Raw genomic sequence first — 22,754 nt, forward strand, 5'->3', positions numbered from 1 at the left:
CGCACTCTCCCCCGAACTCGCCCAGGAAGCCAAGAGCTCGGCCGAGATGGCGTGAGCGAACGGCGGTAACCTTTCTTACGTCTCCCCGCTTGCGCTAGGGCATGCACATATCTCTGAGGCTCCATCCTGCTGCGACGGCATGGAAGTATTGGAGACCGTTGCTGAAGGTGATTGGACCTGGCGGCCTGGAAGATGGATAGCCGTCCCAACCGCCGAGGCGGCCGATGATCCAGGCGGCCCAGGCTAGGCTGTCAGGCAGATGCGGGTTCTTCAGCCGCTTACTTTTGGCTTCGTACTGCTGGTTCAGGGCAGTCAGCGTAGCCATCTCGCTGGTGTTGAAGGCGATGTGGATGGACTGCTGTCTGCCGTCACGCGCTTGCAGGAGCTGGATGGTGATCACAGCCGCCTTGGCAGCGATGGCGACCAGCTTCAGAAGCCGGTCGGCGGTCCCAATTTGGCTGTCTTCGAGCTTGAGGCCTTGTGTCTTGAGGACACGGAAGAACTGCTCGATGATCCAGCGCTGCTTGTACCATTCGACGATACGCCAGGCGTCATCTGCACCGGTGACCCCGTGAGAGGTGAGAAGACACCAGCGCAGCGGTTCGACGTCGGAGCCGGCGTTGATCTCGCGGACGTCAACGACGGCCAGATGTAAGCTTTTCGGCAAATGGCGCAGGAACTTGCTTTGCGGTCGAGCCAGTTCGATTGCACCAAAGCGAAGCTCGAGGTTGGCCTGACGTGCCGGCCGCTGCGCTCTCGGAGGCAATTGGACCGTACGACGCTCCATCGGCACCATAGCCTCGATGGCCGCATACAAACCCGCCATGTCGGCCAGCTTGCGATCATGCTTGCTGCGGGCGATCACGTGATAGCCCTGCTCGGCCGCGCTGGCATAAAGGGCAAAGATGTCACTCTCGCGGTCACCAAGCAGGGTCACCCTTGCGGCTTTCGCAAGCAGCGGCTTGGCCGCAAGGGCGGTGGCAGTCCAGCGCTGCGATTCCTTGTCCGACAGCTCGCGGCTGTCATGCGAGACGGTCCGACGGCCCTCACGCGTCCACACTTCGCCGCTCAAAAGTCCCAGGCAGGTGCCATTGTCTGCATCCACCGCCAGCAACGGGTGCAGCAGCACGCCGTGGTTATTGCCCTTGCCGATTTCCCCAAGCCCGCGACGGCGTTGCGGTGTGGTCTTGAAGTGGATCTCACTGGTGTCCTGGATCGCCAAAACGTGGCGGCCCTCGACAGCTGCAACCGTGCTTTCACTCCAGCTTTCGATGATCCGCTCCGCTGTCACCTTGTCATGACCGAGAAAGCGGTTGAACCGCACCTCCAGGTTACGGTCTCCTCTCGAAAGCTGCCGCAGGCAGACATTCTTGCCAGCAACCATGCGTCCGACAAGCGCCGCCCCCCTTTATCGAGACGACGATCCCCGAACCGGCCCAGCGTCCAGTCAATTCGTGACAGCATGGCGGCACCTCCATCCGATCAGAAGTGCCGTCATAGAGATCACACGGATTCCCGATTCTGGAACCCCTCACCCTCGACCCGAGTCAATCCGTCGCACCAGATATGTGCATGCCCTAGGGTCTGTTGGGATTCAGGATTCTCATGCGGGCCTGGTTGTGATTCAAGCTTGGGATGGACCGATTCGTTTTGACCGACGCCCAGTGGGCGAAGATGGAGCCGCTTTGTCTTGGAAAGCCGGGCGATCCCGGCCGCCGCGGCAAGGACAACCGACTATTTGTCGAAGCCGTGCTGTGGATCGCCCGAACCGGCAGTCCCTGGCGGGATCTGCCAGCCTCGTTCGGCCACTGGAACAGCGTCTTCACGCGCTTCCGCGACTGGGTAAGGGCGGATATCTGGAAGCGGCTGTTCGAGGCTGTCTCCGACGATCCCGACATGGAATACGCCATGGTCGACGCCACCATCGTCAAGGTCCACCGCCACGGACAGGGCGCAAAAGGGGGACGCAAAGCCAGGCGATCGGCCGTTCGAAGGGCGGCATGACCACCAAAATCCTGGCGCTCACTGATGCGCTTGGCAATCTCGTGCGCTTCGTGCTGCTGCCCGGACAGCGCTTCGACACGGTGGGTGTGCCGCCGCTCATCGAGGGATTGATCTTCGACGCGTTGATTGCGGACAAAGCGTTCGACAGTAACGCCATCATTGCCGAACTCGACACGCGCGGCGCCAAGGCTGTCATCTCCCAGCATCCGCGTCGGGCAAAGCCTCTCGCCATCGACAAGGAGATGTACAAATGGCGGCATCTCGTCGAAAACTTCTTCGGCAAGCTCAAGGAATTCAAGCGCATCGCAATGCGCGCCGACAAGACCGATCAGAGCTTCGCCTCAATGATCTATCTGGCCGCAGCCGTGATAAACTCCCGATGAATCCCAACAGACCCTAGCCCGCTTGCGGGGAGACGTGAGATCGCTCTTGCGATGCGGGGGTACAGGTCTCTCGACAGTCGAATACGTGGAGAGATGCCTCTCACCCCAGTCCTCTCGGCGCGAGCAAATCTCGTTGCGGCCCCGTAGGAGGGGGAGAGGGAGAAGACCTCCTCAGGCCTCGATATCCAGCGCACAGTCGAAATTCGACGCTGAATGCGTCAGTGCGCCGGCTGAGGCGTAGTCCACGCCGGTGGCCGCGATTGAGCTGCACCCGGTTCTGTTGACACCGGCTTAAGCTAATCCGACCTTCCGTTCGAACTCCATAGGGCTCAGATATCCGATCGTCGAATGCCTTCGCTTCGGATTGTAGAAGCGCTCGATGTAGTCGAACACGTCGGCCTTGGCCTCGTTGCGTGACCGGTACACTTTGCGCGCTGTTCGCTCGGTCTTCAAGGACGAGAAGAAGCTCTCCATTGCAGCGTTGTCCCAGACATTGCCTGACCGGCTCATCGAGCAGACCACGCCGTGATCGGCCATCAGCCTCTGGAACTGTTCGCTGGTGTATTGGCTGCCGCGATCGGAATGATGCAACAGCGCGTCCGGCTTGCCTCGTCGCCAGATCGCCATCACCAGGGCATCGGTGACGAGCTGTGCCGTCATTGCTGTACTCATTGACCAGCCGACCACCCGCCGCGAGAACAGATCAACGACTGCGGCCACATAGAGCCAACCCTCCGCCGTCCAAACATAGGTGAAGTCAGCGATCCATTTGCGATTGGGAGCGGGCGCTTCGAAGGAGCGGTCGAGCACGGTTGGGAGCGACGGCGGCGATCTGCCGCTCACCCAGATCGGGCGGCAGTCGACGCCGTCGTGGGCGTGCTTTAAGGGCCTGCAGCCGCATCAATCGTTCGATCCGGTGCAGCCCGCAAGATATCCCTTCGGCCAGCAGGTCGTGCCACACCCGCCTGGCGCCATAGGTCCGGTCGCTGGCCAGGAAGCTGGCTCGAACCTTCGCGCCAAGCTCTTCTTCGGTCCGGCTGCGTTCACTGCGCGGCCGTGTCAGCCAGGCATAGAAGCCACCCCGCGAGACACCGAGCGCCTCGCACAACCATTCCGCCGGCTAGATCCTTCGGTGCTTCGCAACGAAACCGAACTTCACGTCGATTCCTTCGCGAAGTAGGCCGCGGCTTTTTTTAGGATGTCCCGTTCGGCTTTAAGCTTGATGACCTCGCGCTTCAGCTGCGCGATCTCCAGTTGCTCTGGCTTCATCTGACCGTGGCCAGGGAATGCATGTTGCGGATCGTCCGCAAGCTGCTTCACCCAACTGCGCAACTGTGTCGGATGAATACCAAGGTCTTTGGACGCCTGCGCATACGACACGCCGCGCTGCTTGATCAGCCGCACGGCCTCAAGCTTGAACTCCCGCGTAAACTGCCTTCTCTCCATGACGCACCTCCTGCTCCATAAAACACCTAACTTGGTGTCTTCGGAACCGGGTGCAGCTCACACAGTCTTTGCCAGGGCTCGACGCGCGCCACGTGTGTTACTCTCGTCAAAGTTGATTCGGACTTCCATTGAGTGTGAACCTTGTCGAAACGAAAGCGCCGCCGAGCGGCCCCGATCGACTATGCCAAAGGCGCAGATTATCTTCCCGTTGAGCGCGGCAACTACGCTACTGAGTATAGCCGCGAGGAGTTCTATGCGCCCCGATATGGTCTTGACGACGTTGGCCCGATCAATCTCTGGAGTGCTCCAACTCGAATTAGCCTAGGCGAATCTCTCACCGTTCTTTCTGTCTTGTACGTGTGCTCCATTTCTGCGTTCAACGCGGGCTATTTTTCTAGGATACCCGGTCACTTCACCGAGCTTTTTACCTTCTCGGACCTCATCGGAACGAATATCCAGATTCTGCAGTATTTCATTTCCGCCTTTTCCATCTTCTGCACGTTCAGCTTCTTTGGCGGGCTGTTGCTGGCCACGCTAGACATCAATATTAGTGCCACCGCCGAACGCGTTGCTCTTCGCTATCACATCAATTCATTTTTATTTTTGGTTGCGTTCTTGGTCCTGTGGTTCGTCGTGATGGCGATGTTCGCATTCTTGGACTACTTCAAGATAACGACCTTCACAATTTTGGTTCTGCCAGAGTTTATCTTTCAGGGCGTGCTAATCTTCTACTTCTGGGTTGGCTACAAGTACAACCAAGGCTCGTTCCGCAGTGTCTTGGTTCCCGTCCTGATAGGATTGGTGATGTTTTCGACTGCATCAGGCCGTGCTTGGCTCAAGAGTGAGATCGCTGGAACGGACGGCATCCAATCCCTCTTCCTTCAAGACGGCGTGTGCATCGATAGGAAGATTCTCAGAGCTTCATCAAATGGCTTCTTGCTCTACAATCCGGGCATGGAGGAGTTTGAATTTCGTTCGAAGGACACGATCAAGACAATCTTCCAGCGTCGAAGCTGCTCATGATTCGCTCACTCGGATGGTGAGAGAGGACGGGTCGATGCCTGCATATTCGGTGCTCCAATGAATTTTCGAGAAGCTGGAAAGACTCTTATCCTTGTGTCCGGTTGGGTCGCGACGCTTTTCATTGGGGTTCTCGACCTGCCGCAAAAAATTCATTCGTTCGCTGAAACACTACCGACTGCCAAAGAAGATGTTGCAACGTGGTGGAATCTCAATACAGAGTTCACCGGCTCATGGACCGACGAGGGCGATATAACCTTAACCAGCGATGCAATGCCGGTTGCGCTGAAAATGCGCGTTTACGGCGGGAAGGTCGACGGGGAAATATGGTCTAACGGTCTGAGCGGCACGATCCATCCCACCATTCTCCTAGGCGGCGAACTCCGTCACGGCAAACTGGACGCCTATGCTTTCGACTACATTGGTGGGAAGGAGGCTGTTTATGCCATCTTCAACATCGAGAAAAAGGGCGACAACCTAGTTCTGAGGACACGCGAACAATCGGTCCAGTTCTTTCCGAAAGAAACAGAGCTTTTCGCTAACCCCGATGCTTTGAAGGACAAGCCGCTGACAAATTTTGATTTGATTCTGAAGACGCTCAAATCGCAGAAGAGGTGAGGTGGTAGGCGCGATGCCCTCACTGTGGCTGGCGCCTTCGCGAATAACTTCCGCGTCTCCCTTGGGGTCCGGAAATTGTCAAGGCCTCCAAGCTGAGGCCGAATTCCCGCCCGACGAGATCCCGGACCAGATCCTCGAAGTCCGCCGGCGAAAGGTTTCCAAAATCGTAAGCCACGGCTCAGAGCTCGTTATAGATCGGGATCGAAGCGGCGTGTGCGTCGACGACTTCGACGACTTTCTTTTCCAGCGGGAGATCGCCCTTGCGTTCGGACCATATCTTCTTGAAGCGCTGGACGATTTCCGCGGCCGTGTCGAGGGCGAGCGCTTCCGAGATCTTCGCCTTCGCCGCCAGATGCGTGAGCTCGTCCTTGGAGAATTCGGTCATCCTCTTCGTGCGCGAGTAGTTCAGCGCCATCTTGTCGTCCGCGATATACGGTATCGTAGATAGCAAATCGTAGGCGGGCGACAGGACGGGCGTGCGGCGGTCGGGGTAGATCAACGACCAATTCTTCAGATGCATGTCGGCGTTGCCGATCAGCGTGCTGAACACGAGGCGTCGGACAAACTCGGCGACGCCGGCTTCGCCGGTCTCGATGCCGAGCACGCGCGCGATGCTTCGATAGTTGGCCTTGTCGTACTTCTCGTCCGGAAGCACGCCGAATACCTGCGCGAAGTCCTCCATGTGGACCGGTCCGTCGGCGGAGCGGTCGAACCGCTTGACGGCGAGCGCACGTCCCTTCAGCTCGCCGATTCCTTCCGGAAGCCCCTTGATCGAGTCGACGTCGATCAGTTGGAGCTCGGGCACTTCCATGCCCATCTCCTTCGCCAGGGTCATCATGGAGAATTCGTTTTCGGGCACGCCCGGGTACTGATGGGACGGAAGCTTGACTATCCACGAACCGCCGACGCCCTCGACGGGAATGGTCAGACCGGCTTTTTTGGGACCGTTCTTGAGCGCGGAGAACTTCAGCTGCACGCCCGCGAGCGAGAAGCGCAGCATGTTCTGCCGCTCGTCCGGTGTGAGATCCTCCTGGACTTGGGAAGGCAACGCTTCTCCTTCCGCCGGATGGACTGACAGGGCGCCCGGGAGGTCCCGGCCCAGCATCCAGAGAAGAAAGAATTCGCGCTTTTCCTTCACGCCCGCGCGTTCCGCGAGGTAGCGACGCAGCGGGCCCTCCGGCAGAAGATTGGAGAAGAAGGGCGGAACGACCTGCTGATACGGCTTGAACGAGGTGAGCAGATTTCCGAACGTGTCCTTGAAGGACAGGCTCAATGTTGGGCGTGCGGCGCCGTCGATGTAGTTCTGGTTGAAGGCGAGCAGCGACCGGTCGCCCTGCACGAGCGTGAGGGTCGCTACCGGGTTGTCGTGCAGGCGTACGTCCAGGACCGATACGTCAGGCATCGTCATCCTCTTCGAGAGCGTAGGCCGGGCGAGGGGCCTCTACGGGATGCGCGATCCGGTTGCGTAGACCTTGCAATACGCCTGCGGAATTTTCCAGCACTGGCTTGGGGATAGGTTCGGCGCGATAGCCTCGCAGTGTATCGACGATGTCTTTGACAAGGTTCAGGTCAGTTTTCGAAAGATGGACCTGCTTCAGAAAGCGCAAGTATTCGGCGATGCGGTCCAGCGCAGCGGAGCTACCGTGGCGCTTCCTTTGTCCGGAAACGATGCGTTCGGCCTTGACGAAGAGGTTTGACGGTCCTTCCTCGAGGGAGAATTCGTTGAAGTTTGAGCGCAGGACGCCCTCCACCGCGGGAAGCAGCTTCTTGGGCACGAGTACGACCTCGAGGTCAAGTGCCCGGACCATCTGGATGAAGCTGGACAGGCCCGGTTCGACGCGACCGGTCTCTATCTGGGAGATGTGTGCCTGGGTCAGACCCGATCGGACCGCCAACGCACGCTGGCTTATGCGCTCTTGCGTCCGTTTCGCCTGAACGGTCCGGACAAGCTCTTCGCTCGGATACGACATGATATATAATCCTAATCATAGGATTTCTTCGATAAGAATTCTATATCATGGTGACGCCCCCAATTTCAAGGTCGATAACTATTATTATCACCGAAGGCAGCTTGATAATAGAAGAACATCAAATAACGATGACAATCAGGGGCGCGACAACGTAGCGCCATTGGTCGAACGCCATGGTGAGCCGGCTCTGAAGCCCCCACATGTCGGTTCCCGGCTGTCGATGCCACCGGAAGACCCACCTTCGGGATTTTCGCGCGAAAACCCCGATTGGCGTCCGCGAGCCCAGCCAAACTGCGCCGGGCAGAACACGGAGGTAGAACGATGTACGCCGACACGGAAGGCTATTTCGGGCAGGCAAGCGGGATCCCCTACAGTCGGCTCCACGAGCTTCGGGGTCGAGATATCACGAACTTTCAGGACAAGATCGAGCGTCTTCGCCGCGAGGGAATCCGGCTCTCACCAAAGCTTGAATGGGATGCATTCGTGACGGCCTATACTCTTCACGACGAAGTGCCCCTTCACTCGTACCCGCGTCGCATCATGCCCTTGATGCGGCAGCTCCGGGAGCAGGAGGAGCGAGCACGCGCGAACATTTCGGAGTTCGATCCTTCCACATTCGACAAGAACGACGCGGCCGAAGAGCTCCAGTTCCGCTTCACCACGAGTGCTTCCCTGATCGGCGATTTGTACCTCGTCTACATTCGGGAGGCTGTCCAGCGGATGGATGGGTAACAGAACAGCCCGGATGGATGGGTGACACTGGTTCATGATTTGGTCGGCTGCGGCGCTGCGCTAGCGCAGCGCCGCAGCTTTCGTGTTTTCTGGTCGATGATGCCGATGGGCACGTCGAAGAAGCGCACTTGCCAGCATCCGTCCTCGGTTTCCTCGACGGCGACTTTTTCACCGTCGAGGGCACTGCAGATGTGGATGAGTTCGCCGTGCCATTTGATCTCGCCGTTGGAGCGGACCTGGCGTACCGCGGCCTCGGCTGGATAATCCGGCTCGGGAAGCCGCCTTGGCATCGCACGAGGCGAAGTCTGATAGACGCTGGCAGGTGGGTGCTGGCCAAGCGATTCGTGCGGCCGTTCTTCGTTGTAGTCGCGCACAAATGCCGCGAAGCGACGAGCTTGCGCGGCCTGGGTTGGCGGCGGTGGCCGCATGGCTTCCAGAAGCGTAAGGTGAAAACGCTCGTGTCGGCCGTTCTGCTGCGGATGGCCAGGATCAATCCGTTCATGGCGGATGCCAAGCTTGATCCACCATACCGACAGCGCCGTCAGACCCGTGATCCCGGTCGAGGCGAACGGCGAGCCGTTGTCGGAGCGGATTATCTGCGGCAAGCCGTACTCGCGAAACGCCCGCTCCAGCGGCGGTTGGCACTCGGCATATTGCGTGCTGCCCGTCGCCGCCAGGCTAATCAAATAGCGGCTGAAGCCATCGGTCACCGTGAACGGTTCAACGCGAGAGCCGTCGCCCAGTCGTATCCAGCCCTTGTGGTCGAGGGCCCATACATGGTTGGCGTGCTGAGGCACCGTCAATTGCCCCATACGCGGCGGCGCACGTCGCCGAGGCCGACGGCTGCTAACCAGTCCCGCTCGTTTGAGAATCTCGCCTGCCGTCGAGGCCGACGGCCAATCGATATCCCCTTGGCGAGCCTCAAGCTTGCTTACGATCTTGCGCGGTCCCCAGCTCGGCCGCTCAAGCCGAAGCCCCACAATCGCATCCACGATGTGCTGCGGCGTCGCTCGCCCATGCACCCCCGCGCCGCGTGCGAGCGATCCGTAAGCCCTCCAGGCCCTTCCAGCTGATAACGATCCAACCATTTGTAACCGGTCTTGCGACTAATCTCGTAGCGTTCGCAAAGCTCCGTCATCGTCCACATTCCGCTTCGCTGATCCGCGATGAAGCTAACCCGTTGGTCCATTGCGCAGCTCTCTCGCCAAGGCATCGGCTGATCCTCCCAGCCGACAGAGAACTGTCACCCATCCATCCGGTCTACTTTGTTACCTATCTATCTGGTCTGGACAAGGCGCTCACGGCCCATGAGAAGGAGACCCTGACCGCCGAAGAAAAGTGCAATCTGTATTGCGCTGCGGCCGCTCTGCAGACTCTCGTCGATATCTGGGACGAAGCCGCGAGCCTGATGAACAAGCTCAACGTAGGCGCCGAGGGCCAGCTCGGCTTCGAATTTCTGGGCATCGAGGAAATCGTGACCGTCGTCGACGTCGCAGAGAAGGCATTCGACTTTTATGCGGAGGTCGAACTCGTCCTCAAGAACGAGATGTCGTCGACTGCCGACGAGAAGACGCGAACTCATCTGCAGAAGGACCGCGAGATTGCGGCGACCAACATGGCCGCCATCGCTTCGTACGGCTTCGACTGGCGGAAGGCTCCCATGGAATTCCTGGAAATCGTCGGTCCACGTTTGGAGGCGCAGACCCTCCGGGACCGTGCGAATGCCCTGGCGACACGCTCGGTCTCGCTGAAGCTCTCGATGGGCCTTTTCGAGCGCCATCCCGATCACGTCGTGCTCGGACGTAACCTCGTTTACATGGCCATCCAGCGGCGCGACAAGGAAGTCGCCGTAGCGGCGGCGAAAAAGCTGGTCGACCTGCTGGGGCATCAGCTTGAGCAGACCCTGGAGGTGAAACTCGCGAGACGCAAGCCACTCGGAGAGGAGCCCCACCTCGAAATCGACGACGAAGTGCGTTCCTGGTTCGCAAGTGAGAGGATTTCGTGATGACTCCCAATTCGATAACGTTGGGTATCTTCGTCGGCCTCGCCGCCCTGTCGAGCGCGTCCGGCGTCAGCGCTAAAACGGCTTCCGACAACAATGCGGTGATCAGCGCCATCGCAAGCACGATCGCTCCTTATCCTTCGCGTATCGGCTCGGGCCCGTCGCCCGTCGGCTATGGCGGCTTGGTTGGCCCCTCGTTTCGCGTGATGCCTGCCGTCACGCCAGTGAAGTTCGAGCAGCCGATCAAGATATGCGGTACCGGTAGGGTCTGAACTTCGAGAGCCATCTTGTACGCAGCGAAATGGGGCGCCTTTGGCGCCCCATTTTTCGTTGGGCTTTTCCTAGGAAAATCCCCTCGGACCCGAACGCGGGCGGAAACCGGTGCCCAAAGCCGAGAGGCGGAGGAAATCGATTGCTAATGGGTTGGCGTGGCGCGCTCCGTCGGAGCGCGATGTGACAACAAGAGGTCCATCATGTCGCAATCCAATGCTTTCGAATTTTGTCGTCGCTGGACGTTGGCCTTGTTCGGAACGCTGATCATTACGTTCATGGTCTCGACGGCTGGGGTGATGCCGGCCCGCGCCCTCTTCGCCGAGACGGCGGCCGCCGGACTGCTGATCAATCATTTTGGCAATGTCGCGAACGACCTGATCGACAAGGGCCGCGACTCCGGCGATTTCCTGCTTTGGCGACTGGGGATCCAACTGCAGGGAGTGATCGACGCCTGGAAGAAGGCCAATTCATCCCTGCTGAACGAAGGCTTCGACAAGCTGGACCGCGCCTCGCAGGATCTCTTCCGTAAGTTGGAAAGTGAGATTGAGACCGTCAGAAACGAGAAGGATATCACCGTCGACCAGGTCGAGCGTCTGACAGGTGAGTGGTCGGCGATCATCTCCCAGACGGCGATCGGTAGTGGAGACCCGAGCGTGCTCAATACCACGCCGCGGGTGATCGTGCCCGACGGGGGATCAATTATACCGCTCGCGGTCACCGGCACCAATCTTCCCGCCGCCGACGCCACCATCGACATCGGCTCGCGGCATGACGACAAGCCGATCGTACCGTCTGCGCAGCAGATCCAGTTCAGCGTGATGCGAAGCGAACTCGCGTTTCCTGAGGACGAGAGCACCTCGCTCACTATGCCGCTGTCGTACCGCACCCAGCCGACCAAGTGGTACAAGCCGTGGACGTGGTTCTCCCGCGCGCGTAGCCGAAACGACCTGTCGGTGGTGCTGCTCCCGAAGCGCCTGGCCAAGTATGAGATCCGTACGCGCGTACTGACTGACGTGAAGCTGACCGACACGCGTACCATCAATTTGGGCCAGTTCCGCGGACGGAATTCGCGGGTCCCGCGGGCCGTTGCCGCACCCGATGCGGCCCTCGGTTGGCATCTCGACCTTACGCGGCGCCAGGACATCCATCTGCTGCCTGGCGGTGGCGATCACGGCCGCTGCGAAGGTATTGAAGACGCGTCGATTACCGAGAATGGGCTCACAATGTTCGCTCGGGTCGATAACCGCGACAATTGGCTAGGCACCCACGACGCCTGGGTCGACTGCTCGATCAGCCTGCCTGTCTACAGGATGGAGACCCGAGAGGAAGACGGGCCGACCCGGACCGGCGAGTTGAGCTGGAATCGCGACGAAACTTTCGAACTGCCGCCCAACCTGCGATCGGTCCACGTCGACGTCACAACGTTCGACCGGCGATCCCGGGTGTTCACCGGCGCGGGATCCGACCGGTTCTTCGATGTCAAATCCGAAGGACGGTCGCTGATTTTCAGACCACGCCCTCCGCGGGACCTCTAACGACCGCGCGTTCGAGGGGCTATCAGCCCCTCGCATCGCCTTGAGACAGGAGTGGAGTCTATGAAGCGAAGCATCCTTGGCCTGGTCGTGCTCTTGATGTTGCCGCTGACTGGATCGCGGGCAAGCGATGTGGTCACGGTCTGGGTCGAACCGTCGCAGAGCGTCGACGTCTATTGGCAGGTGAACCTCTCGGGCAAAGTGTGCGTGGCGGCTGATATCGACGGGCGGCCCGCCTGCCTCGAGTATTGGTGGATCCGGTGGCCGACGACGTCGATCAAGTCGCTCGGCCGCCGCTGTGGCGCAACATCCTTCTCGGTTCCCGGACTTGCTGATCTCGCCGTCGGTGGCAAGCTGCGCGCCGGCAGTGCGGAGGCCAAGACACGCATCCGGGGTACGGCCTCGGAGCGGGTCGCGCACGATCTCTTCCGGGGTGAGTTCTGACTCTTCAGGGGTGAATTGTGAAGAGGATCCCGGAGGAATTGTGGCTTCGAACAAGGCAGATCGGGTGGTCGGTTGTCCACCGCCGACCCTGTCGTCTATGTTGAACGCCGCCTTCGGCGCTGGAGACGAGCATGACTCTGCCGACGCGCAGCAAACAGAAGAAGGCCGAAAACGAGTCCTATGCCATTCTGATCTACACGCTGTGCAAAGGCGCAATGTTCCGGAACATGACGGGAAAGCGACTACGGCATCAGGGCGGGTGGCGAATAACTAAGAAACAAAATTGAGATCGTCACAGTCCCCACGATCCGCAAAACCGACGGGACTCGCGATGAGCAGTCGCAACCGGTCTCTCATCCAGGAAGAACGTCGGCGCGCCGGCGCCAACAGAGGTGGCCTCTTCGCGGCGCGCACTGAGTTTCAGGCAGGAGAGCGCGACGGGAAAGAGCTGCTGGTTATCGCCGAACAATATCTGGAGACCGTCGACCGCCTGCAATATCTCGAGCTTTCGACGCCGATACGCTCGAGCCAGTTGAGAGCCCGCTACATCGGCCTGCCACCTTGTGCGCGGCAGCCTACATCGGCTCGACGCACCTCATCGACAACGTATTGCTCGACCGTATCTGCCCGGTAGCGGCGCCGAGCTGCCTATGAGCTCTGCCCCGACACGCCCGTCTCATGCTCCTTCAGATCCCTATGATCCGCTGTTCCGAAAAGCGGCTGCGCTTCATGCTCCAGTCCGTGTCGTGGGCCAGAACGAACTTCAAATGGATTAAAATCCGCGGGGCAAGGTCAGACCGCGACTACCGAACAAGTTAGTCGCAGATTGATCGCTCTCCCGCCGCTTCTGATGGAGGCGGTGAAATCCCCGAAAGATAGCAGTCAAACGCAGGATTTAAGCGAGAGCTCGCCATTCATTGCGAAAATGCATACGATCTCTTGGGGCACGCTCGACGACCATCGTCAACTCCGATGCATCTAGATGAATCATGTGACGGCAAATAGAGATCGCCGCGAAATATCGCTCATGACCGACGAACAGTGCGAGCTTGAACGCTGCAAGCAAGAGATTACGCGTCTCAAACAGTTGGTCGTGCAGCTGTCAGAAATTGTTTTACGCAACGTTGTAAGAAGCACGAAGGCCAACCCCATGAGTCTCTGAGCGACCCCCACCGGCCGGCGGAAACGAAGGGCACGCGGTTCTCCGCAGCGCGGCATCCACCCTTCCGGGCTGCGGGGCGCCCTGGCCGCCGCCGGCGGGTAATAGTTGGCTTCGCGAGATAGCAGCCCCACTTCCAACCCACGACCTCACGTTGTTGTCTTATCCTGCTGCGAGCGATAAGTCTCTGCGAGTCCCAAGAAGTTTTTAAGCACCACGTGCCCGTCTTGGGTAAGTATCGATTCCGGGTGGAACTGCACACCAAAAGTTGCTTGATAGCGATGTGCGAGGGCCATGATCTCGCCCTCGTCGGAACGCGCTCTCACCGTAAGATTCGGTGCGCATGACTCATCGAGCTCAATAACAAGAGAATGGTAGCGGCCAACGCAAAGTGGCGACGGTAGCTCGCGGAATAGCCCTCGGCCGTCATGCGTTACATACGAGGACCGACCGTGCATAGGGCAACGTGCACGCGCCACCCGTCCGCCGAATACGCTCCCAATACACTGGTGTCCCAGGCAGATGCCGAGAATTGGAACGCGACCCGAAAGTTCACGGACGACGGCCGTAGATACTCCGGCCTCAATTGGAGTGCACGGACCGGGGGAGATGACCACTGCGCGCGGCTTAAGGTCAATGAGGTCGCTGACGCTGACCACGTCATTCCGGAATACTTCCGTTGCTTCACCAAGCTCCTGGAAATAGCGGGCAATGTTGAAGACGAAGGAGTCGTAGTTGTCGATGATGACAATCAAAGCGCACCGGATGTTTCAGCACGAAATGCGTCAAAGATTCGCTGCGCCTTGGCAAGCGTCTCCTCGTATTCTGCCGCCGGGTCCGACATCGCCGTTATACCGCTACCTGCATGAAATACAGCCATATCGTCGTCGATCGTTACAGTGCGGATCGCGATATTCGTATCCATCTGCCCGTTGAAGCCGATGAAACCGATCGCCCCGCAATAGACCTCGCGCGCCACACGCTCGATTTCCGTAATTATCTGCATCGCTCGCACCTTGGGCGCCCCCGTAATGGAGCCACCAGGAAAGCAAGCTCGCAGTAGCGTAACCGCATCTTCGTCTCCCGCAAGTGTACCCATAACGATGGAGACGAGGTGATGCACTGAGGCGTAGGATTCGAGATCGCACAGGGCTGGGACGTCGACCGAATGTGGAGTGCAAACGCGTGATAGATCGTTACGCAGGAGGTCGACGATCATAATGTTCTCGGCTCGATCCTTTTCGGACGCAACGAGCATGTGAGCGCGGCGCTTGTCTTCGTCGGAATCTGCGGAACGCGCGATCGTGCCTTTGATCGGTCGTGTTTCGACCTTTGTTCCGTCGAGCTTCAGGAATCGCTCAGGCGAGCTCGATGCGATGGTCAGCTTGCCATACCGCAGGAGCGCCCCAAAGGGTGCCGGGTTCAACGACCGCAGTTGGCGGTAGAAGGTGAGCGGATCGAATATAGTCGACAGCCTGGCCGTGAAGCGCTGCGCAATGTTGGCTTGGAAGAGGTCTCCGGCCAGAATCAGATCAATGACACGCTGTACCGCCGCAATGTATGCTTCACGGCCGAAGTTGGAATTCCATGCACCCGCTGTGCCGGGGAGCACGATCCGCAGCGACTTTGGGTTGGCAAGCAGGGCTGCGAACTCATCGGCTCGACGACGTGCGCGCTCGCCGCGACGTGCGGGATCCTGCTCCGGCCATCCGGTCGAGACGATCCAGCATCTGTTGTTGCGGTGGTCGTAGCTGACGACCACGTCGTAAAGATGCAGAATGGATTGGGGCAAACGCTGACCGGGAATTGCCGGCGCCGGCAATCGCTCCAGCGTCCTGTTCAAATCGTAAGCGAAGAAGCCAGCCGCGCCTGCCTGAAATGGCGGGAGATCGGGACGATGCTCTTGCCGATAGTTGGCGAGAAGAGTGCGAAGAACTTCCCATGGATCGCCATCGATATCTTCGCCGTTGCAACTCGCCCGTCCACCCGCGACTATGTAGGTGCTGAATGGATCGCAGGTCACATATGAGTAACGCCCGAGCAACTCATGCGTTGCTGCGCTATCGAGAAACGAGAGGTGCGGTCGATGCGCGAGACATTGCACCGCTGTGATAGGCTCAATCCACTGTAGTTCACGGACGTGCATCGGCTATGAGTCACCGGCGACTGGCGTGCTGTGAGACACGCTTCGAATATGATCCCGACCACAACGAGAGCGACGCTGGTCGGAGCGCCGCAAGCTCTCGAGATTGACTGTCAGCCTAAGCCCCGTCGGTGGATACGATGCGCGGACTAAGTTGGACTACGCCTGCCGCTGAGACGAAACGCGCATCTGTTGATAAGTCATAGTCGGCCGCGAGGCGCAGCTCGCGCAGTGGTCGTGCTCGCCTGATCGATTCCTGGTAGAGGTCATGCGCTTTGTAGGCTGCGAGTTCCGTCTCGTTGTCGAACTCACCATAGACCACGACGTCGATATCGTTGCCGAACTGGTCGGCCTTGCGATTGCGAGCAATCTCGAGCCGCCGGGCATGCGAGATCGTGGTGAGAAGCGATAGGCCTTCGATCATTTGGTCGATATGGGCCTTATCTTTGGCGGTAAACAAGACAATGTGACGGATCATGGATGGCCATAGGTTAAAATCGCGAGTAGGTCGCATAGCTATCTTGGAATCGAGCCCGCTGCAACGCTAGCGCCACATGCCGCGTCGCGCGGCAAACAGAGAGGGGCTTGACACTCTTGCGATGGCCTGCGGTCTGAAGCGGAGCCCGCCAGATCTCATTCTGGTCAGGACGCGGGAAGGGCAAGCCGCTCAATCGTTTGAATGTGCCGCGCGAGCAGGTTGCAAGCTTGATCGACGTTGCGCGCTCGCAGTGCCTGCAGAATCAGGCGGTGATCCTGATTGGATCGCGGTCGGCCGCCAGCATTGCGCGCCATCGCGAAGACCAATCGCGAATTTGCAAGCTGTAGTCCGTCGAGACTGGCGAGCAGGCGCGGCATCGCGCACGGCGCCACCAGCGCCTGGTGAAAGGCGCGATTGGCCATCTCAAAATCCTGAATCGTCTGGGCATTGTCTCCTTCAATCAGGGCAAGCTCAATTCGTGCCAAATGGGTGGATGTGAACTTTGGCGCCGCATTGCGCAATGCGACCACTTCGAGCGCGGCACGCATCTCGGCGATCTCTTTCACTGAAGTGGTATCAAGCGGGGCAACCCGAACGCCGCGACGGGGCACAGCGACGACAAGATGTTGCGCCTCCAATTGCCGAAAAGCCTCGCGTACCGGGACATGGCTCGAGTTGAACTCCCGCGCGACATGATCCTGCCGCAGCGGGGCATCTGGCTGGATGGCGCCGCTGATTATGCGCTCTCCGATTGACTCGGCAATGCGCCAGGCAACGGTCGTACTCTCGCCGTCGGTCATCATAGATTATCTATCGAAAAAGTGGGTGCGTTCGCGGGCGGCGTGGATTAGCATCAAAACAAAGATCAACGATCATAGATAATCGCCAGTATTATCTATTATCAAGCATGGATGGGAACGCAAGTCTTAATGATTGCCTCTGGGAGAGTAGAGCGGAACGACAGTAGAAACGGCGCACAGCTCCGCAGTAACTGGGAGCGCGCCGAGGCCCAAGCGCTCTACAGCCTGCCGTTTGCCGACCTGATGTTTCAGGCGCAGAGCGTTCATCGCGACAACTTCGATCCAAACCATGTCGAAACCGCAAGCCTGCTCAGCATCAAGACCGGCGGCTGTCCGGAAGATTGCGGCTACTGCTCCCAGAGCGCGCATTACCAGACCGGTCTGAAAGCGACCCGCCTGATGGATTGCGCCGATGTGGTCGCCAGCGCACAGCGCGCCAAAGATGCCGGCGCGAGCCGCTTCTGCATGGCCGCGGCCTGGCGCAGTCCAAAAGACCGCGATCTCGATCAGGTCTGCTATATGGTTAGCGCGGTCAAAGGTCTTGGAATGGAAACCTGCGTCACGCTCGGCATGCTGACCCCGAACCAGGCCATACAGCTCTTTGAGGCTGGACTCGACTTCTACAATCACAACGTCGACACCTCGCCGGAGTTCTACGGCAAGATCATCAGCACCCGTACTTTGCAGGATCGCATCGACACACTCGCACATGTTCGAGAGGCCGGTGTCAAGGTGTGCAGCGGCGGCATTATCGGCATGGGCGAGCGCGTCGAGGACCGCCTTGGCATGCTCGTGCTGCTCGCCAATCTCCCCAGCCATCCAGAGAGCGTTCCAATCAACATGTGGAACGAGGTCGAGGGCGTGCCCGTCAACGACACCGCGGAGCGTCCCGAACCCTTTGCGCTGGTCCGCCTGGTAGCGACTGCTCGGATCATGATGCCGAAGAGCGTCGTCCGGTTGTCCGCTGGACGGCAGTATATGACCGATGAACTGCAGGCGCTGTGCTTTTTTGCCGGCGCGAATTCGATCTTCATCGGCGACACGCTCTTGACCACCAAGAACCCGCAGCGCGATCGCGACGCGAACTTGCTGGACCGGCTCGGCATCGCGTCCAGCCTGGCCTGAATCAATCAGAGCATCGCGCGGCCGCGCGCAAATCCAGCTTGGGCGAGAAATGCAGATTACGTTGATGAAAGGCAAAATCCATCGCGCCTCGGTCACCGAAGCCGACCTGCACTATGAAGGTTCGATTTCGATTGACCGTGCGCTGCTGAATGCTGCTGGATTTTTGATCAACGAACGCGTTGAAATCTACAACATCGATACTGGAGCGCGGTTTGCCACCTATGTGATCGAAGCGCCTACAGGATCAGGGATCATAGGTCTGAATGGTGCGGCTGCGCGACTCGCAATGCCAGGAGACAAAGTTATTATCGTTGCATATGCCTCCTTTGACGAAGCCGAAGCAAACAATTTCAAGCCGCACGTTGTGCTGGTCGACCGAGAAAATCGCATCTTGCCAGGCTGAAGCCAAGGGCCCGAAACTGAAGCCTTGTTCTTCGCTGCCATCAGACCCTTTGTAAGATCGATCGCTACTGTCCGAGTGAAGAATGAATCCAATCCATGCGACCAAAGTTGCCGATTATGTCGTAGCCTTGCACGCCCTGAAAGAAGACGACCGGCTGCGCGGCCTCAAGCCGCGTGCGGGGATCGATTTCGCGTCGAACGACTATCTTGCGCTGGCGAGCGCGCCGCGCATGAAAAAGGCCGTCTTGGACGCGCTCGAGGCCGGCACACCGATCGGAGCCGGCGGGTCGCGGCTTTTGCGCGGCAATTGCGAGGAGCACGAACGTCTCGAAGCAGAAGCTGCAAGTTTCTTTGCGGCGGAGACAGCGCTTTTCTTTGGCGGCGGTTATGTTGCAAATTTCGCTGTCCTGACAACGCTGCCGCAGCGGGGTGATTTGCTCGTTCTCGATTCTCTGGTGCACGCGAGTATTCATGAAGGCGCGCGAGCTGGCCGGGCCCAATTTCGGACAAGCGCGCACAACGATCCGGAGTCGCTCGAAAGCGCGATTCGTGACTGGCGGGCCGGTGGCGGAATGGGCCGCATCTGGATCCTGGTCGAAAGTCTCTACAGCATGGACGGCGACTTTGCGCCTCTCAAGGATATGGTCGCGCTCGCCGACCGGCATGATGCGTTCCTGATGGTAGATGAGGCCCACGCAACAGGCGTTTACGGCGAGCAGGGACGAGGGCTCACCGCGCCCTATGAGGGACGCGAAAATCTGCTGGTCGTTCATACCTGCGGCAAGGCGCTGGGCGCCGCCGGCGCGCTCGTTACTGCGTCCGGCGTGCTGCGAGACTTTATGGTCAATCGTTGCCGACCATTCATCTTCGCGACCGCGCCATCGCCGCTGATGGCTGTCGCCGTGAGGGAGGCGATTCTGATCCTGCAGCAGGAACCCGAGCGACAGCAGCGTCTCACCAAGCTGGTCGCGTTCGCGCATCGGGAGATGAGAGAGCGCGGTTGGAAAAGTCCTTCGGATTCGCAGATCGTGCCATGCATCGTAGGCGACAATGCGCGCACGATGCGGCTCGCCTCTGCATTGCAGGCTCGCGGGTACGATATCCGCGGAATCCGGCCGCCAACCGTGCCGGCGGGCACGGCCCGGTTGCGAATTTCACTGACGCTTAACGTGGAGGAGGACGACGTGCGTACAATGCTCGATACCTTGATCGAGGAGACGAAAGGCGAGCTTCAATGAGTGCCAAAATCGTCGTAACGGGCACAGGTACCGGAATTGGAAAGACGGTGTTTTCCGCGGGGCTCGCCAATCTCCTCGGAGCGGACTATTGGAAGCCGATTCAAGCTGGCCTCAAGGGAGAAACCGATACCGAGGTCGTCGCTTGTCTTGGCGGCCTCTCGGCCGATCGCATCCTGCCGGAACGCTACCGCCTTCAGACCCCTGCTTCTCCCCATCATTCTGCCGAACTTGACGGAGTTCGCATCGAGGCGGATTTGCTCGATGTGCCTGATACTGGGGAGCGACCATTGGTGATCGAGGGCGCGGGCGGGCTGATGGTGCCGCTGAGCGGCGACACACTCTACATTGATGTCTTCGAGCGATGGCGGCTTCCAGTGGTGCTTTGCGCAAGCACAGCGCTGGGCACCATCAATCACTCGCTGCTGTCGATAGAGGCTCTCCGAAAACGTGAAATCCGCATTCTTGGGATGGCCTTCATTGGCGAAAGAAATGCTGAGACTCAGGTTGCGATTCGCGAGATGGGGCGGGTGCGCTGGCTAGGGCGATTGCCATGGCTTTCTCCCCTCACGGCAGACACGCTGCAGGCCGCATTCCAAGCCTCATTCCGTGCTGATGATTTCAATCCGTGATGCCGAAGACAAAGTCGCCGATCTGGCATCCGTTCACGCAACACGCGCTTCAAGGCGAAATGACAAAGGTTGTGCGTGCTGATGGTGCTTATCTCCACACAGCAGATGGGCGCCGCATTATCGATGCAATCTCATCCTGGTGGGTCGTAACGCACGGTCACTGCCATCCACATATTGTAAGCGCCATTCAGGAACAAGCCGGTAAGCTCAATCAGATCATCTTTGCCGGCTATACCCACGATCCGGCTGAGGAGCTTGCTGCGCAACTTTTGAAGCTCGCGCCCCATGGTCTCGACTATGTCTTCTTCTCCGACAGCGGCTCTACCAGTGTCGAAGTCGCCTTGAAGATGGCACTCGGGTATTGGCGATAATATCGGTCAGCAGCGAAGACGCATTGTCGTGATGCAACACTCCTACCACGGCGATACGGTTGGGGCGATGTCCGTTGGTGCCAGAGGCGTGTTCAACGCGGCGTACGGGCCGCTGCTATTCGACGTTACCTCGATTCCGTTCCCAGCGAGAGGTCGTGAGCAGGCGACGCTCGCTGCGCTCGAGTCCGCATGCCGAAACGAAATGCCAGCCGCCTTTATTGTGGAACCTCTGATATTGGGGGCGGGCGGGATGCTGATGTACCCAGCCTGGGTGCTAACAGTGATGAAGCGGATCTGTGAGGCGTCGGACGTGCTGTTCATTGCCGACGAGGTCATGACCGGCTGGGGCCGCACCGGATCGCTATTTGCTTGCGAGCAGGCCAATGTCACGCCCGATATCGCTTGCTATTCGAAAGGTCTCACGGGAGGGGCGCTCCCACTCGCGGTTACGCTCTGCCGTGCGGACATTTTCGACGCGCATTATTCGAAAGATCGTATGCGTACGTTCTATCATTCGAGTTCATATACGGCGAATCCGGTAGCCAGTGCCGCTGCAAAAGCGAACCTGGATCTTTGGTGGCATCGGGACTCCCGCGAGCGCGCCGCTTCGCTCGCCGCCATGCAAGAGCGGGCAATTGAGCCATTCCGCGCCGACGCGCGCTTTGAAAACGTTCGTCGTTCCGGGACCATCACAGCGCTTGATTTGAAAACGAGCGATGGCGGCTATTTGGCGGACATCGGTCCGAAGCTTCAGGCTTTCTTTAACGACCGCAATCTGCTGCTGCGCCCGCTCGGCAATACCATCTACGTGATGCCGCCCTATTGCGTCACCGCGGCCGATCTCGACGAAATCTACGCTGGCATCAGCGATGCTGCCGATGCGCTGGTTTGAAGCGCGCTTTTCGAGTTCGGACTCGCGCTCCTCCTCGGTAGCGGTTCTCATCACCTCAGAAAGAAGGCCGAAAGACGGCGTCAGGTACAAAGCACGCTTGCGTTAATGAAATCCGTGGCTTCCTGGGAATTGACCAATGAAGCTTGGGAGTGACGGACCATGTCGGTAGCGCAAGCCGGCTTGGTGGCTTGCAGTTCCTGATGTCAGTCCGCATCAGATTTTTGATCTTGCTGTCGCCGCGGGGCTCCCGGCACGATCACGAAGCAGGACCAGTGCTGACCGCAGGTCGCCAATAGCAGAGGCGTTGAAATCCACCGAAGAAGCCGGAGATCCAACAGCATTTGGGCGCGATCACGGGACTTATTGGATTGATCGATTGTCTGAAGTGCTCCAATGTAATGCTGAAACGACACAAATGTGAAGCCGAGACAACACTCTCATTTGATCGAGACTGTTCGTTGCGTACAATGTCTGGGGAACAAAGGCGCAAGATCTGGCAAAGTCAGCGTGCCACAGCCAGAACATGGGGCAACGCCGCCGGGAGATATGATGTTGGACCGTGACGGTGACTTGATCTTTCAGCTTCTGCTTTACCTTAGTCTAGTGCTTATTGTTGCGTCTCTGATGGGCTTAAGCGCGGCGGGGATTGCAGCATGGTCGAGCGAATGACCGTCAGCAAGTATCAGTTCGCGTGCGAGCTGCGGCAGTTGATCGAGAAGCACATCGGCCCGTCGAGCACGTTCGAAGACTACGTCCTCATAATCGGGGAGCTGGAAGGGGCGAAGAACAGGCTGGAGCTGGAGTCCGAGAAGTTCCCGGACGAGGAGGTCGACGCCTGCGAATTATAGCGAGCGCTTCGCACTGCACAGATCTGGTAGACGGAGGATAGTCCCGCAGGATATGTCGATTGAGCAATTTGCGCCAGCAGCTCATCCTTCGCCGTGAGATGCTGCGCATTCTGAGCCCGGTGGACTGACCGCGAGCAATCATGATCGGGTTGAAGTGGCGGCGCTGCGCCGGCAGCGCGCCTCAGAACCGACCTATGACGCGGCTGAATGCCGGAATCGAGTAGATATCCAAAGTGGATAGACGC

The 22,754-nt window shown here is 58.9% G+C and carries 22 protein-coding genes and 5 pseudogenes; 16 read left to right on the top strand and 11 right to left on the bottom strand.

Annotated features, from left to right (window positions below; genetic code table 11):
- Positions 1 to 94: 94 nt before the first annotated feature.
- A complete protein-coding gene (locus ACVWW3_RS01415) occupies positions 95 to 1,384 on the bottom strand; it encodes an IS4 family transposase (RefSeq protein ID WP_456647340.1) in 1,290 nt (429 codons plus the stop codon).
- A 290-nt stretch (positions 1,385 to 1,674) separates the two neighbouring features.
- Between ACVWW3_RS01415 and ACVWW3_RS01420 the strand changes: the two are divergent.
- A pseudogene (locus ACVWW3_RS01420) lies at positions 1,675 to 2,387 on the top strand (IS5 family transposase).
- A 171-nt stretch (positions 2,388 to 2,558) separates the two neighbouring features.
- On the opposite strand, the pseudogene ACVWW3_RS01425 reads toward ACVWW3_RS01420, so the two are convergent.
- A pseudogene (locus ACVWW3_RS01425) lies at positions 2,559 to 2,651 on the bottom strand (carboxylating nicotinate-nucleotide diphosphorylase); the annotation flags it as partial.
- A gap of 27 nt (positions 2,652 to 2,678) precedes the next feature.
- A pseudogene (locus tag ACVWW3_RS01430) lies at positions 2,679 to 3,833 on the bottom strand (IS3 family transposase).
- Between the two features lie 141 nt (positions 3,834 to 3,974).
- Here ACVWW3_RS01430 and ACVWW3_RS01435 point away from each other — a divergent pair.
- Positions 3,975 to 4,856, top strand: a complete 882-nt coding sequence (locus tag ACVWW3_RS01435; protein ID WP_456647341.1) for a hypothetical protein — start codon at positions 3,975 to 3,977, stop codon at positions 4,854 to 4,856.
- 57 nt (positions 4,857 to 4,913) lie between these two features.
- The gene (locus tag ACVWW3_RS01440) at positions 4,914 to 5,471 is read left to right on the top strand and encodes a hypothetical protein (protein ID WP_456647342.1); all 558 of its coding nucleotides are present in this window, start codon (positions 4,914 to 4,916) and stop codon (positions 5,469 to 5,471) included.
- A 178-nt stretch (positions 5,472 to 5,649) separates the two neighbouring features.
- Here ACVWW3_RS01440 and ACVWW3_RS01445 read toward each other — a convergent pair whose 3' ends face one another.
- Both ACVWW3_RS01445 and ACVWW3_RS01450 read right to left on the bottom strand, forming a co-directional pair.
- Positions 5,650 to 6,873 (bottom strand): type II toxin-antitoxin system HipA family toxin, encoded by a 1,224-nt coding sequence (locus ACVWW3_RS01445; protein WP_456647343.1) that lies wholly within the window; start codon positions 6,871 to 6,873, stop codon positions 5,650 to 5,652.
- Positions 6,866 to 7,441 (bottom strand): helix-turn-helix domain-containing protein, encoded by a 576-nt coding sequence (locus ACVWW3_RS01450; protein ID WP_456647344.1) that lies wholly within the window; start codon positions 7,439 to 7,441, stop codon positions 6,866 to 6,868. The genes ACVWW3_RS01445 and ACVWW3_RS01450 overlap by 8 nt, the downstream gene beginning before the upstream one ends.
- A 321-nt stretch (positions 7,442 to 7,762) precedes the next feature.
- On the opposite strand from ACVWW3_RS01450, the gene ACVWW3_RS01455 reads away from it, so the two are divergent.
- Positions 7,763 to 8,173, top strand: a complete 411-nt coding sequence (locus ACVWW3_RS01455; RefSeq protein WP_456647345.1) for a hypothetical protein — start codon at positions 7,763 to 7,765, stop codon at positions 8,171 to 8,173.
- A gap of 32 nt (positions 8,174 to 8,205) precedes the next feature.
- Here the strand turns inward: ACVWW3_RS01455 and ACVWW3_RS01460 are convergent, their stop codons facing one another.
- Both ACVWW3_RS01460 and ACVWW3_RS01465 read right to left on the bottom strand, forming a co-directional pair.
- On the bottom strand, positions 8,206 to 8,985 hold the full coding sequence (locus ACVWW3_RS01460) for an integrase core domain-containing protein (RefSeq protein ID WP_456647544.1): 780 nt from the start codon (positions 8,983 to 8,985) through the stop codon (positions 8,206 to 8,208).
- A 119-nt stretch (positions 8,986 to 9,104) separates the two neighbouring features.
- Complete coding sequence (locus tag ACVWW3_RS01465; RefSeq protein WP_456671823.1) at positions 9,105 to 9,386, bottom strand: helix-turn-helix domain-containing protein; 282 nt, start codon at positions 9,384 to 9,386, stop codon at positions 9,105 to 9,107.
- A 261-nt stretch (positions 9,387 to 9,647) separates the two neighbouring features.
- Here ACVWW3_RS01465 and ACVWW3_RS01470 point away from each other — a divergent pair, with 261 nt between their 5' ends.
- The 6 genes and pseudogenes from ACVWW3_RS01470 to ACVWW3_RS01495 form a co-directional block, all read left to right on the top strand.
- Entirely contained in the window at positions 9,648 to 10,178 is a 531-nt protein-coding gene (locus tag ACVWW3_RS01470) for a hypothetical protein (protein WP_456647346.1), read from the top strand.
- Complete coding sequence (locus ACVWW3_RS01475) at positions 10,178 to 10,447, top strand: hypothetical protein (RefSeq protein WP_456647347.1); 270 nt, start codon at positions 10,178 to 10,180, stop codon at positions 10,445 to 10,447. Before ACVWW3_RS01470 ends, ACVWW3_RS01475 begins: the two co-directional genes overlap by 1 nt.
- 201 nt (positions 10,448 to 10,648) lie before the next feature.
- A complete protein-coding gene (locus ACVWW3_RS01480; protein WP_456647348.1) occupies positions 10,649 to 11,983 on the top strand; it encodes a hypothetical protein in 1,335 nt (444 codons plus the stop codon).
- Between the two features lie 60 nt (positions 11,984 to 12,043).
- Complete coding sequence (locus ACVWW3_RS01485; RefSeq protein ID WP_456647349.1) at positions 12,044 to 12,424, top strand: hypothetical protein; 381 nt, start codon at positions 12,044 to 12,046, stop codon at positions 12,422 to 12,424.
- Positions 12,425 to 12,555: 131 nt separating this feature from the next.
- Positions 12,556 to 12,711, top strand: a complete 156-nt coding sequence (locus tag ACVWW3_RS01490) for a hypothetical protein (RefSeq protein WP_456647350.1) — start codon at positions 12,556 to 12,558, stop codon at positions 12,709 to 12,711.
- A pseudogene (locus ACVWW3_RS01495) lies at positions 12,707 to 13,078 on the top strand (pantoate--beta-alanine ligase); the annotation flags it as partial. The gene ACVWW3_RS01490 and the pseudogene ACVWW3_RS01495, both read left to right, overlap by 5 nt.
- Positions 13,079 to 13,732: 654 nt before the next feature.
- Here the strand turns inward: ACVWW3_RS01495 and ACVWW3_RS01500 are convergent.
- The 4 genes from ACVWW3_RS01500 to ACVWW3_RS01515 all read right to left on the bottom strand — a co-directional run bounded on the left by ACVWW3_RS01500 (position 13,733) and on the right by ACVWW3_RS01515 (position 17,007).
- The gene (locus tag ACVWW3_RS01500) at positions 13,733 to 14,338 is read right to left on the bottom strand and encodes an anthranilate synthase component II (protein ID WP_456647351.1); all 606 of its coding nucleotides are present in this window, start codon (positions 14,336 to 14,338) and stop codon (positions 13,733 to 13,735) included.
- Positions 14,335 to 15,729, bottom strand: a complete 1,395-nt coding sequence (gene pabB, locus ACVWW3_RS01505) for an aminodeoxychorismate synthase component I (RefSeq protein WP_456647352.1) — start codon at positions 15,727 to 15,729, stop codon at positions 14,335 to 14,337. The genes ACVWW3_RS01500 and pabB overlap by 4 nt, the downstream gene beginning before the upstream one ends.
- 115 nt (positions 15,730 to 15,844) lie before the next feature.
- The gene (locus ACVWW3_RS01510) at positions 15,845 to 16,204 is read right to left on the bottom strand and encodes a Dabb family protein (protein ID WP_247401011.1); all 360 of its coding nucleotides are present in this window, start codon (positions 16,202 to 16,204) and stop codon (positions 15,845 to 15,847) included.
- Positions 16,205 to 16,368: 164 nt separating this feature from the next.
- Positions 16,369 to 17,007: a GntR family transcriptional regulator gene (locus tag ACVWW3_RS01515; protein WP_456647353.1), complete on the bottom strand. Its 639-nt coding sequence runs from the start codon at positions 17,005 to 17,007 to the stop codon at positions 16,369 to 16,371.
- A 126-nt stretch (positions 17,008 to 17,133) separates the two neighbouring features.
- Here ACVWW3_RS01515 and bioB point away from each other — a divergent pair, with 126 nt between their 5' ends.
- The 6 genes and pseudogenes from bioB (at position 17,134) to ACVWW3_RS01545 (ending at position 22,509) form a co-directional block, all read left to right on the top strand.
- Positions 17,134 to 18,129 carry a biotin synthase BioB gene (bioB, locus tag ACVWW3_RS01520; protein ID WP_456647545.1) on the top strand — a complete coding sequence of 332 codons (996 nt, stop codon included), beginning with the start codon at positions 17,134 to 17,136 and terminating at the stop codon, positions 18,127 to 18,129.
- A 49-nt stretch (positions 18,130 to 18,178) separates the two neighbouring features.
- Positions 18,179 to 18,532 (top strand): aspartate 1-decarboxylase, encoded by a 354-nt coding sequence (gene panD / locus ACVWW3_RS01525; RefSeq protein WP_456647354.1) that lies wholly within the window; start codon positions 18,179 to 18,181, stop codon positions 18,530 to 18,532.
- Positions 18,533 to 18,614: 82 nt separating this feature from the next.
- Positions 18,615 to 19,769: an 8-amino-7-oxononanoate synthase gene (locus ACVWW3_RS01530; RefSeq protein WP_456647355.1), complete on the top strand. Its 1,155-nt coding sequence runs from the start codon at positions 18,615 to 18,617 to the stop codon at positions 19,767 to 19,769.
- Positions 19,766 to 20,398 carry a dethiobiotin synthase gene (bioD, locus tag ACVWW3_RS01535; RefSeq protein ID WP_456647356.1) on the top strand — a complete coding sequence of 211 codons (633 nt, stop codon included), beginning with the start codon at positions 19,766 to 19,768 and terminating at the stop codon, positions 20,396 to 20,398. Before ACVWW3_RS01530 ends, bioD begins: the two co-directional genes overlap by 4 nt.
- Positions 20,398 to 21,661 (top strand): annotated as a pseudogene (locus ACVWW3_RS01540) (adenosylmethionine--8-amino-7-oxononanoate transaminase). Before bioD ends, ACVWW3_RS01540 begins: the two are co-directional and overlap by 1 nt.
- Positions 21,662 to 22,314: 653 nt before the next feature.
- Positions 22,315 to 22,509: a hypothetical protein gene (locus ACVWW3_RS01545; protein ID WP_456647357.1), complete on the top strand. Its 195-nt coding sequence runs from the start codon at positions 22,315 to 22,317 to the stop codon at positions 22,507 to 22,509.
- Positions 22,510 to 22,754 lie beyond the last annotated feature (245 nt).

The sequence above is a fragment of the Bradyrhizobium sp. LM2.9 genome, assembly GCF_054056555.1.